The organism is Ruegeria sp. CDSA033 (genome assembly GCF_059612305.1).
In genome coordinates this window covers 334,940-346,517 of sequence record NZ_JBXWQI010000004.1, presented here as the reverse complement: position 1 = coordinate 346,517, position 11,578 = coordinate 334,940, and the positions used below count along the sequence as shown (strand labels likewise).

General features: G+C 56.0%; 11 protein-coding genes. 2 read left to right on the top strand and 9 right to left on the bottom strand.

The window, feature by feature from the left end:
- The first annotated feature begins 172 nt into the window (after positions 1–172).
- The gene (locus tag AC2FLA_RS08400) at positions 173–1,015 is read left to right on the top strand and encodes a fumarylacetoacetate hydrolase family protein (RefSeq protein ID WP_496721618.1); all 843 of its coding nucleotides are present in this window, start codon (positions 173–175) and stop codon (positions 1,013–1,015) included.
- A gap of 55 nt (positions 1,016–1,070) precedes the next feature.
- Here the strand turns inward: AC2FLA_RS08400 and phnY are convergent, their stop codons facing one another.
- From phnY to AC2FLA_RS08385, 3 genes are all read right to left on the bottom strand, one after another.
- Positions 1,071–2,519, bottom strand: a complete 1,449-nt coding sequence (phnY, locus tag AC2FLA_RS08395) for a phosphonoacetaldehyde dehydrogenase (RefSeq protein WP_496721617.1) — start codon at positions 2,517–2,519, stop codon at positions 1,071–1,073.
- Positions 2,520–2,521: 2 nt separating this feature from the next.
- A complete protein-coding gene (locus tag AC2FLA_RS08390) occupies positions 2,522–2,776 on the bottom strand; it encodes a hypothetical protein (protein WP_496721616.1) in 255 nt (84 codons plus the stop codon).
- Between the two features lie 150 nt (positions 2,777–2,926).
- Positions 2,927–3,946 carry a GlxA family transcriptional regulator gene (locus tag AC2FLA_RS08385; RefSeq protein ID WP_496721615.1) on the bottom strand — a complete coding sequence of 340 codons (1,020 nt, stop codon included), beginning with the start codon at positions 3,944–3,946 and terminating at the stop codon, positions 2,927–2,929.
- Positions 3,947–4,096: 150 nt separating this feature from the next.
- Between AC2FLA_RS08385 and AC2FLA_RS08380 the strand changes: the two genes are divergently transcribed.
- A complete protein-coding gene (locus tag AC2FLA_RS08380) occupies positions 4,097–4,777 on the top strand; it encodes a GntR family transcriptional regulator (RefSeq protein ID WP_496721614.1) in 681 nt (226 codons plus the stop codon).
- 12 nt (positions 4,778–4,789) lie between these two features.
- Here the strand turns inward: AC2FLA_RS08380 and AC2FLA_RS08375 are convergent, their stop codons facing one another.
- From AC2FLA_RS08375 to AC2FLA_RS08350, 6 genes are all read right to left on the bottom strand, one after another.
- Positions 4,790–5,746, bottom strand: coding sequence for an ABC transporter ATP-binding protein (locus tag AC2FLA_RS08375; RefSeq protein WP_496721613.1), 957 nt, complete (start codon positions 5,744–5,746; stop codon positions 4,790–4,792).
- Positions 5,743–6,720: an ABC transporter ATP-binding protein gene (locus AC2FLA_RS08370; protein ID WP_058277169.1), complete on the bottom strand. Its 978-nt coding sequence runs from the start codon at positions 6,718–6,720 to the stop codon at positions 5,743–5,745. Before AC2FLA_RS08370 ends, AC2FLA_RS08375 begins: the two co-directional genes overlap by 4 nt.
- 4 nt (positions 6,721–6,724) lie before the next feature.
- A complete protein-coding gene (locus AC2FLA_RS08365) occupies positions 6,725–7,630 on the bottom strand; it encodes an ABC transporter permease subunit (RefSeq protein WP_082649183.1) in 906 nt (301 codons plus the stop codon).
- The gene (locus AC2FLA_RS08360) at positions 7,627–8,634 is read right to left on the bottom strand and encodes an ABC transporter permease subunit (RefSeq protein ID WP_058277167.1); all 1,008 of its coding nucleotides are present in this window, start codon (positions 8,632–8,634) and stop codon (positions 7,627–7,629) included. Before AC2FLA_RS08360 ends, AC2FLA_RS08365 begins: the two co-directional genes overlap by 4 nt.
- Complete coding sequence (locus tag AC2FLA_RS08355; RefSeq protein ID WP_496721612.1) at positions 8,634–9,728, bottom strand: M24 family metallopeptidase; 1,095 nt, start codon at positions 9,726–9,728, stop codon at positions 8,634–8,636. The genes AC2FLA_RS08360 and AC2FLA_RS08355 overlap by 1 nt, the downstream gene beginning before the upstream one ends.
- A 68-nt stretch (positions 9,729–9,796) precedes the next feature.
- Positions 9,797–11,380 carry an ABC transporter substrate-binding protein gene (locus AC2FLA_RS08350; protein WP_282119435.1) on the bottom strand — a complete coding sequence of 528 codons (1,584 nt, stop codon included), beginning with the start codon at positions 11,378–11,380 and terminating at the stop codon, positions 9,797–9,799.
- Between the last annotated feature and the right edge of the window lie 198 nt (positions 11,381–11,578).

The window sequence follows — 11,578 nt, the reverse complement described above, 5'->3', positions numbered from 1 at the left end:
GGACTTGGGGAAGAAAGGCTCAAGACGCGCCATCTGCGCATCCGTCAGCCAGAAAAGATCAGACATGGTCACCGCTCTATTTTCGAACCGTGAATCACGCAGCCAAGCGGAAATCAATGGGTCCTGACCCTAATGATGGCCCCGGACGCTCTGAGCAAAGAGAACACCATCAATGAAATTACTGCGGTTCGGTCCCAAGGGCGCGGAAAAACCTGGTCTGCTGGATGCCAAAGGCGCAATTCGCGATTTGTCGGGTGTGATTGGTGATCTCACAGGCGAGTCGCTTGGCGATGAGGCCCTGGACCGATTGCGCAGGTTGGAGACAGCAAGCCTGCCGCTTGTGGATGGTCAACCGCGGATTGGCGCTTGCGTCGGTCAGGTCGGCAAGTTCGTCTGCATAGGTCTGAACTACGCCGATCATGCGGTCGAAAGTGGGCTGGAGCTGCCGCAGGAACCGGTGATCTTTTTCAAGGCGACATCAGCTATTGTTGGCCCCAACGATACGGTTGAAATTCCACGTGGATCGGTCAAAACCGATTGGGAAGTCGAGCTGGGCGTGGTGATCGGGACAGAGGCCAAATACGTCTCGGAAGCCGAAGCCTTGAACCATGTCGCCGGTTATTGCGTCGTCAACGACATATCAGAGCGCGATTTCCAACTGCACCGTTCAGGCCAGTGGGTCAAAGGCAAATCCGCCGACACGTTCGGCCCGATAGGCCCATGGCTTGTGACACAGGATGAGGTGCCCAATCCGCAGGACCTGCCGATGTATCTTGAGGTGAACGGGCAGCGGTTTCAGGATGGATCGACCAGAACAATGCATTTCAGCGTGGCGACGGTAATCTCTCATCTGTCGCAGTTCATGTCGCTACAGCTGGGAGATGTGATTTCAACTGGCACACCTCCGGGTGTGGGCATGGGCCAAAATCCGCCGACCTATTTAAAACCCGGCGACAGGATGGAGTTGGGCATCAAAGGTTTGGGTGTGCAACGGCAGAACGTTGTGCAGGGCTGAGCCTCCTGTTTGTGCAATTGTCACAATTTCCCGCAACAGAAAAAGGGCTGAAAAGTCACTCGGGCCAGGGCAGTGAATAAGTTTTGACGTTGGTGAAAAATTTCATCGCCTCGATCACGCCTTCCTTGACGCCGTTGCCGCTGTCCTTGATGCCGCCAAAAGGAGACATTTCGATCCGGTAGCCGGGCTGTTCCCAGATGTTGCAGGTGCCAACGTTCAAACCGTTGATGTAGGTAATCGCCCGGTTCAGATCATTTGTACAGACACCCGCAGACAAACCAAATGCGGTGCCGTTTGAGATCTGCATGACTTGCGCATCATCATCTGGAACACGAACGATCGGCACGATTGGACCAAATGTTTCTTCCATCACCAACTCACTGCCGTGGGGCACCTTGTCGACGACGATCGGCGGCAACAGTGCACCGTCGCGGCCGGGGTGATAGAGGATTTCTGCGCCCTCTTGCGCAGCCTTCAGCACGCGGTTTTCGAACAACTCGGCGGCTTGTGCGTGGATAACGCAACCCAATTGCGTTTCTGGGTCCTGAGGGTCACCAAACCGGATCGCTTTTGCCTTTTCCAGAACAAGTGGCACAAATCTATCTGCCAGGCTTTCCTGAACCAGAATGCGTTTGATCGCGGTACAGCGTTGCCCCGAATTCTCTGTGGCCCCGGCCACAGCTATACTGGCGGCCTTGTCCAGATCGGCGTCATTCAGATCATTCAGCACGATCAGAGGATCGTTGCCGCCCAACTCCAGTGCCTGCCGTTTGTAACCCGCCTTGGACGCGATCATCTTGCCTACCGGCACACCGCCCGTGAAGGTGACTATGTCAATGTGTTCATTGGTGATCATCTCATCGCCGATATCTTTTGGCCAGCCAGTCACGACCTGAAACATTTCGGGCGGCAGCCCTGCCTCGTACAGTATGTCCGCCAGCGTCAGGGCCGTCAGTGGGGTCAGCTCGGTCGGTTTGCAGACCATGCTGTTATTGGTGGCAATGGACGGTGCAATCTTGTGGCTGACCATGTTCAGAGGGTGATTGAACGGTGTAATTGCGCTGATGGTTCTGACCGGCTCGCGTTTGGTGAAAATCTTGCGCGCCTTGCCGTTGTGGGTCAGATCGCACGAGAAAACCTCACCATCGTCCTTCAGGGCCTCGGAGGCAGCGAACTGAAAAACGTCCTGCGCGCGCCTAGTTTCATAGATCGAGTGCTGATGGCAGATGCCAAGCTCAAGCGTCAGCCATTTTGCGAGGTTTTCGCGATTTTCACCAATCAACGCGCCGGCGTGCCGCAAAATCTCGCTGCGTTCGTAACGCGTCAATTTGGGTGTGTAATTTGCGGCAATCTCAAAAGCTTTGCGTACATGTTCAGAAGTGCCGGCAGGGACGGTACCGACAACCTCACTCGTGTAGGGGTAGTGGACCGGGATCTTAGCATCGGTAAAGACAATCTCGCCACCAATTCGCATGCCTTCATTGCGGATACCGGATGTGTTCATGATTAATGGGCCGTCGCTGTAGTGGCAAAAAGAAGTGCTTCAAAATTGCGCAATTGCTGGCGCTGCAGAGTGTCGATCACGCAACTGACGATGAAGGGAATGCCCCGCTCGGTCAATCCATCGTGGCAGCGTAAGTCGGCCGCCAGCGCGGCCAGATCATGACAGTTCCGGGAAGTACCCGCGTAGGTATTCTCAACCGGAACATTCAGGATTGAATAGACCCGCGGTTGGGCTGTGATCTGGATTTGCATCATCATCTTCGTAGCCTTGGATTAATTGCGCCCGTTCTAATGCCAGCCATAGATCACAGAATTGCAAAATTTCCGCGTTGGGTCGAAAGCCAGAGCAATCCACTGTGTCAGTCCAGAGCTTAATTTCACCTTGATTTCCAAGTCACACCAATGGTCTTAGCTGCTACTTTCGTGCGACCACGATCTGCGGAAGTTATGCGGCGAAACCTTGTACCGTCCTCGGAAATGAACCGAAAGCCTGTCCGTGCTGGAAAACCCGGATGCAAAGGCAATCTCGGATACGCTGAGATCGGTTTCATTCAAAAGGGCAAAGGCGCGATCCAGCCTGAGGTTATTATAATACTGGCCGGGCGACATCTTGGTGTGCTGCTGGAACAGCCGTTCCATATGGCGTCTGGACAGTGACGCCTGATCCGCCACCGCCTCAAGACTGAGCGGCGATTCAATGTTGTCCCGCATGATTTGGACAGCTTCGACCAGCTTGCCGTTGCGCGTCCCCAAAAGGGCCGAGACGGGCGAAACCTGATTGCTGCCACTTTCGCCGACCCGCCGATGCAGACACATCTCAGACACGTTGATGGCCAGGGCATTGCCGAACAATTCCTCGATCACTTCCAGCATCATATCGGTGCTGGCGTGCCCTCCCCCGCAAGTGCGCAACTTGCCGTCAATCTCGTACAGGCTCTGGGTTGGCGTCATTGTCGGAAAACACTCGCAAAACCCGGGGCGGTTTTCCCAATGAACGGTGAACTTTCTGTCGCCGATCAGGCCTGCCTTGGCCAAGGCAAATGCCCCCGTGCAGATACCGCCAAAATCGCATCCATGTGCCTTTTGCCGACGGATCCAATTCAGAACCCGGGTGTCATACGAGGCCATCGGCTCAGTGCCGGAACACACGAAGGTATAGGCCCCCTGCTCCAGATCGTGCATGGGTTGGTCGGCTTGAATGCGGATTCCGTTCGAACACGTGACCGGTGCGCCATCTGCTGACAGGACGTACCATTCGAACAATTGCTTTCGTGCCAGTTGGTTTGAAATACGCAAGGGTTCAATCGCAGCGCTAAACGCCAACATCGTGGTATTAGGCAGCAACAGGAAATGAAAGGCCTTGGGTGGTCCATCATAGGGAACGTCGACGGAAATCGCCCCCTTGGGCAGGAAACGTTGGCTGTCCACTATACCCCTCCTTCGCGTTCGAATACCGCATCGTCGCTGGCCTGCTGAAACGCTCGAGCAACTTTAAGTTATCAATAGATGTAAGACCCTTGGAAATCGAACGCTCATTTTGTATTTTGGATACAACTTACACCGACCGAGACCACTCTTATGCCCAGAACCCGCGCGATCGCACGTCAAAGTCTTCCAGAAGTCATCACAAATGATCTGCGGGAACGTATCCTAAGCGGAGAGATGGCTGAAGGTGAAACCATCCGCCAAGAGGCCCTTGCCGAGGATTATGATGTTTCGCGCATGCCGATCCGCGAAGCTCTGAAACGGCTGGATGCCGAAGGCCTTGTGCAGCTGACAAACAACCGAGGTGCATCGGTAACCTCGCATTCGCTTTCGGAAATTGGCGAGATTTTTGACCTTCGGGTTCTTTTGGAGGTCGACTTGTTTAAACGGGCCATTCCGCAGATGACGGAAGCTGATTTCGCCAGATGCGAGAAGCTGCTCGACGACATGGAAAGGTCTTACGAAGCTTACAATGTCGGGCGGTGGGGCAGCCTGAATTATGAATACCACAAAGCCCTCTATGCGGCTGCTGATCGTGGGCTGACCAATGAGATCCTGCAAAGGGTTAATCTGCAATCGGACCGCTATGTCCGTATGCATCTGAGCGTCATGGAACAGCGCGAGCCTGCCAAGCAAGATCACCGACAGCTTTTGTCGCTGGCACGCAAACGTCAGGTTGACGAAGCAGGTGATCTGCTGACCAAGCATATTCAACGGACCAAGGATCAGTTGTTGGCGATGGTTATAAAGACACGGAAAGGCGACGCTAGCTGAACGTCGGCATTCCTACCCCAGTGGATGCAGGCACGCCACTTTGTGGTCTGTCCCGCGCAGTTCTGGCGGCGCGGCGCGGCATTCTTCGGTTGCAAGCCAGCACCGTTGTGCAAAGGCACAGCCTTTGGGGATATTCATCGGGGACGGAAGCTCGCCTTCCAGTTTGATCCGATCCTTGCGCGCGTCGGGATCTGCGCGAGGTGTTGTCGACAAAAGAGCCTTGGAATAGGGATGCCTAGGGGCAGCAAACAGCTTTTCTTTCGGTGCCTTCTCAACCGCGCGGCCTAAATACATAACGATCACATCGTCGGCAAAATGCTTCACCACCGACAAATCATGCGAAATGAACAGATAGGCAAGGTTCAGACGTTCCTGCAGTTCGACCAGCAGGTTCAGAATTTGCGACTGGATTGAGACGTCCAGTGCTGAAACCGGCTCATCCAACACCAGCACCTTGGGGTTCAGCATCAGGGCGCGGGCGATTGCAATCCGTTGCCGCTGCCCGCCCGAGAACATGTGTGGATAGCGATCGTAATGTTCGGGGCGCAGCCCCACAAGGTCGATCATTTCACGCGCGCGCGCCTCGCGGTCGGCTGCGGACATCTCGCGGCGATTTATGATCAAAGGTTCTTGCAGGATTTGACCAATCCGTTGGCGCGGGTTGAGCGAGCCATATGGATCCTGAAACACGATCTGCACAGTTTCACGCATCTGGGCCCATTTCGATGGAGTTATTTCAACGCCATCGATGGTCAGACTGCCCGAGGTCGGTTCTTCGATCATCGTCACCACCCTTGCGAGGGTCGACTTCCCACAACCGGACTCTCCTACGATCGCCAACGTTTTGCCCGGCCGCAGTTCGAAGTCCACGCCAGACAAGGCCTTTACCGTTGCGGCCTTCGACAACAACCCGCCTTTTACGGTGTAAAACCTGGCCAATTCACTGGCCTGAACGATGGGGGCGGTCATGCCAGCTCTCCGGTTGTTATCTTTTCAACGTAGTGGCAACGAGCCTTGCCGAACTCCGCACTGTGCGGAGTTGGGGGCAACGATCGGCACAGATCATCTGCATATTGGCATCTGGGGCTGAACAGACACCCTTTTGGCCGGTCAAACTGCCCTGGAACGACGCCGGGAATAGTAGGCAGCATCTTCGACGTCGCCCGTTCCGGAAGCGCGTTAAGCAACGCTGTTGTGTAGGGGTGACGCGGGGTGCGGAACAGGTCTTTGACTGCCTGCTCCTCGACCTTTTGGCCAGCATATTGGACTTGAACCCGTTCGGCGGTCTCGGCGACAACACCCATATCATGAGTGATAAGGACCAAACCCATGCCCTGTTCGTCCCGAAGGCGAACCAACAGATCAAGGATTTGCGCCTGAATTGTCACGTCCAGTGCCGTCGTCGGCTCGTCCGCAATCAACAGCTTGGGTTTGCAGGCGATGGCCATCGCAATCATCACCCTCTGGTTCATGCCGCCGGACATCTGGTGCGGAAACGTGTTCAGGCGGCTTTCGGGTGCGGGGATTCCGACCTGATCAAACAGCTCTATGGCGCGTTGGTGGCGGTCCTTTCGGTTCAGGCCCAGGTGGATGCGCAAGGCTTCCTTGATCTGGAAGCCGACCGTAAAGCAAGGATTCAGCGAAGACATCGGTTCCTGAAAAATCATAGCAATGTCCTTGCCGATGATCTTGCGCCGGTCACGGGCCGAGATTTTGGTGAGGTCAATGCCTTCGAAGCTCAGTTGGTCGGCCGTAATCGTGGCCGTCCAGGGTAGTAGACCCATCAATGCCAGCATCGACACCGATTTGCCCGAGCCGCTTTCGCCGACGATGGCCATCAACTCACCCTTGTCGACGGACAGATCAACGCCATCCACAGCGCGAAACTGACCCGAGGCGGTTGCGAATTCGACAGTGAGGTTTCGGATATCCAACAGGCTCATGTCTTCAGCTCCGCTTTAGCTTAGGGTCCAGCGCGTCGCGCAGACCGTCGCCCATCAGGTTGATGGCCAACACCGTGACCAGGATGGCCAGACCGGGGAACGTCACCACCCACCACGCGCGCAGAATAAACTCACGCGCTTCGGCCAGCATGGTGCCCCATTCCGGCGTGGGCGGCTGCGCCCCCATGCCCAGAAAGCCAAGGGCTGCAGCATCCAGAATGGCGGTTGAAAACGACAGCGCCGCCTGAACGATGATCGGTGCCAGACAATTCGGCAGCACAGTCTTGAACATGAGCCGGGCCTTGCTGGCACCGGCAACGCGGGCAGAGGTCACATAGTCCTTTTGCCGTTCCGCCAACACTGATGCCCGGGTCAAACGCACGTAATGCGGTTGAAACACAATGGCGATGGCGATCATCGCGTTCGTCAACGAGGGGCCAAGGATGGCAACCAGTACCAGCGCAAGCAGTAGCGAGGGGAAGGACAGGATGATATCCATCACCCGCATGATCATCGTATCGACCCATTTGGGCGCGAAACCCGACAGCAGGCCGACAATCACCCCACCCGTCACGGCCACACAAACCACCACGATGCCGACAAAGAAGGAATAACGCGACCCCATGATCAGCCGCGACAGCATATCCCGACCCAGCGGATCAGTGCCCAACGGGAAGGCCCAGCTTCCGCCCTCTTGCCACGCAGGGGGCTGCAGGATGTGATTGCGGAACTGTTCAGTCGGGTCGTAAGGCGCCAATAAAGGTGCAAAGGCCGCACAGAAGACAAAAGCGGCAAAGACCCAAAGGCCCATCACCGCACCGCGGTTTTCGCTGAAATAGAACCAGAACTCTCGCAGGGCACTGGGGCGGTCTTCGGTTTTTGGTGGGGTCGCGGACAATTCAGCCATCATCGCCTCCGGATTTTGGGGTTGATGACGCCGTAAAGGACATCGACCAGCAGGTTCACCAGCATGACGATCACGGCGATCATCAGCAGGCCGCCCTGCACCACCGGGTAGTCACGGCGGAAAATGCTGTCGACCATCCACTTGCCGATGCCAGGCCAGCTAAAGATTGTCTCGGTCAGGATCGCCCCGGCCAGCAATGTGCCGACCGACAGGCCGATCACTGTAATCACCGGGATCAGCGCATTGCGCAGCGCATGCAGCCCATTGATCCGTGCGGGGGCAAGGCCCTTGGCGCGGGCGGTGCGGATGTAATCCTCACCCAACACTTCCAGCATGGCCGAACGGGTCTGGCGCGCAATTACAGCCAAAGGGATCGTGCCTAAGACGATGGTCGGCAGAATTAGATGGCGTACAGCCGATCCAAACGCCCCCTCCTGCCCGGACAGCAGACTGTCGATCAACATGAAGCCAGTGACGCTTGGAAAGTAGTACAGCAAGTCGATCCGGCCTGAGACAGGCGTCCAACCAAGGTTGCCCGAAAACACGATGATCAACAACAACGCCCACCAGAAGATCGGCATGGAATACCCGATCAGCGCGGACGACATCAGCGCCCGGTCGAAGAATTTGCCCCGGTTCACAGCGGCAATAACGCCCGCAGGCAGCCCCAAAGCCACTGCAAAAATCATAGCGCAGATCGACAGTTCCAGCGTGGCGGGAAACAGGGCAAAGAATTCGTCCCAAACCGGCTTCTTGGTGACAAAGCTCTCGCCCAGATCACCATGCAACACGCCAACCAGATAGTCCCAGTATTGCTCTAGCACTGGTTTGTCGAAGCCCAGCTTCTCGACCATCTCCTGATAGCGTTCTTCGGACATTCCGCGTTCACCGGCCATGACGATGATCGGATCGCCTGGAAGCACCCGAATGAACATAAACGAGATCAGTGTTACACCCAGAAATGTCGGAATGAACATGCCGAGGCGGGTAAGAAAATAGCCAAACATCAGCGGCCTATGATTGTTAGTTCTTTGGGAAAGCTGGTCAGCGACCGGCAACCGTCTTCGGTCACCAGTACGTCATCTTCGATCCGAACGCCGAAATTGTCCAGATCATAGAGGCCCGGCTCGTTGGTCCAAACCATGCCCGCGCGCATGATCTGGTTGTTTCCACGCATAATATAGGGCGCTTCGTGCACATCGCGGCCCAGCCCGTGACCCGTCTTGGTGCGGATACGATCCGCATAGGGCGAGGCTTCGAGCACGCTGGTCACTGCGTCGTCAATATCGTGGGCCGTTACGCCGGGTCGGCAAGCTTCGAACCCGACCAGGTTGGCCCGCAGAACGGTGTCGTAGACCGCCCTGCCCTCATCCGAGGCTTCGGCGACGAAAAAGGTACGCGTGATGTCTGCGGCAAACCCGTGTTTACGTGCGCCGAAATCGAACAGCAGCGCGTCGCCTGCTTTGATCTGATAATCCGCGCGCGCTTTACCATGCGGTTGAGCCGAGTTTCCTCCGGCTGTCACTATAGGTGAAAAGGCCATCGACGCGGCTCCTTCGGCGAACAGCGTTTGGATCAAAGCTTGTTCAATCTGTACTTCTGTCTGACCCACACGAACATCCGCAACGACCCGCTCCAGCGCTCGTTCCGAGATATCAATCGCCGCTTGCAGCGCTGCAATGTCATCGTCTGTCTTGATGATGCGCAGGCCGGATATCTCTCGTTCCGCGTCCACGATCCGCAGCTCGGGCAAGGCACGGGTAAAGGCCTTAGAGACAAAGACGCGCATCACCTGCCCTTCGACCGCCAGAGATCGCAACGGCATATGATCAGCCAGCGCCGCGAAGGCATCGTCATAGCCCGTCTGATCGCGCCAGTCGAAGACAGCGCCGTCAAACCCGACCAGCGCCCAAGAGCCCAATTCTAGGTTCGGCACAATCGCTGCCGGTACGCCTTCGGCCGGGATCACGACCACAAAGGGCCGCTCGTTGCTCATGAAGGGTTTTACCAAAGCGCGGGTAAAATTCGGGCCGGGCACCAGTGCCACGGCATCTACTGACATGTCCTTTGCCAGTTGTTGGTACTCGGACAAATCCGGCATTCGCGCCGACCTCCCAATAAAGAAAACCGGAGCCGCCAATTGGGCGGCTCCGGTCGTTGAGTGGTGGTTTATTCGACGCTCACACCGTAGAAGATGTGGCCGCCCAGCGGGTGCACTTTATAGCCCTGAACCTTATTGCTCATCGGCATATACACGACCGAGTGCGCAATGGTTGCCCACGGGGCCTGCTCTTTGAAGATGACTTGGGCATCTTCATACAGCTTGGTGCGTTCAGCCTGATCCGTGGACTGCTTGGCCTTCAGGATCAGATCTTCGAACGGCTCGTGGCACCATTGTGCGCGGTTCGACGCTTCGCGACCGTCACAGCCCAGCAGAACCGCCAGGAAGTTGTCTGGATCGCCATTGTCACCGGTCCAGCCCAGCAGAACGGCACCGTCACGGTCCAGATCTTTCGAACGCGACAGGTACTCACCCCATTCGTAAGACACGATCTCGACGTCCACGCCAACCTTCGCAAAATCCGCTTGGATCAGTTCGGCCATACGGCGCGCATTCGGGTTGTACGGACGCTGTACCGGCATTGCCCATACCTTCATCGACAGGTCGGAAACACCTTCGGCTTCCAGCATTGCCTTGGCCGCTTCGGGATCATAGGCATCGTCGGTGATCGCGTCGTTATAGCCCCACATGGTCGGCGGGATCGGGTTCTTTGCAACCTGGCCCGAGCCCTGGAACACCACGTCGATGATCGCGTTCTTGTCGATCGCCATGTTCAACGCCTTGCGGACGTTCGGGTTGTCGAAGGGCGCCATTGTGGTGTTATAGGCCAGATAGCCAACGTTCAGGCCTTCCTGCTCCAACATGTTGATGTCGGCATCATCCTGCATCGCCTGAATGTCAGCCGGGTTCGGATACGGCATGATGTGACATTCGCCCGCTTTCAGTTTCTGATATCGCACTGATGCGTCCGGAGTGATTGCAAAGATCAGGTTTTCGACATCCGCAGGAGCCTTCCAGTAGTCGGCATTCTGCGCGTACCGGATTACGGCATCTTTTTGATAAGCCAAGAACGAGAACGGGCCGGTGCCGATGGGTGCGGTGTTCAGCTTTTCAGGTGTTCCGGCTTCCATCATCGCATCTGCATATTCTGCAGACAGGATCGAAGCGAAATCCATAGCCATGTTGGCAACAAACGGCGCCTCGGGCTTGGTCAGCGTGAATTTGACGGTGTAGTCGTCGACCTTTTCAATGGACTCGACCAGATCGGGCATACCCATACCCTTGAAGTATTCCCATGTACCACCAGAGACCTGATTATAAGGATGGCTGTCATCCTTCTGGCGCATGAATGAGAAGATCACGTCATCCGCATTGAAATCGCGGGTCGGTGTGAATTCGTCATTCGAATGGAATTTAACGCCCTGACGCAGCTTGAATGTGTACTCCAGGCCATCATCACTGGCTTCGACGCTTTCGGCCAGACCGGGGATAACGTTGGTCGTACCGGTTTCGAACTCCAGCAGGCGGTTGTAGATCGGGTGCGATGAGGCATCAAATGTGGTTCCGGCTGTAAACAGTGCGGGATCAAACCCCTCGGGTGAGCCTTCTGAACAATAGACCAGCGTGTTGGCCTGCGCGGCCGCGCTGGACAGGGCAATTGCCGCCGTTGCAGCCAAAAATTTAAGTTTCATGATTGTCTCCCAGAAAAATTATCAATCGGCTTTCGCGTTGCTTTTGTTGACCAAGCAATTTCTGACGACTCTCATCGCCGCGAAATCTGTGCCCAATGTATCCAAAATACAAAATCCATTGTCAACTCACTTTGATAGCTCTTGCACAGCTTGACCAAACGCAAAGGAAGCAACCGAAAGTCTGTCTCTCTTCATTGC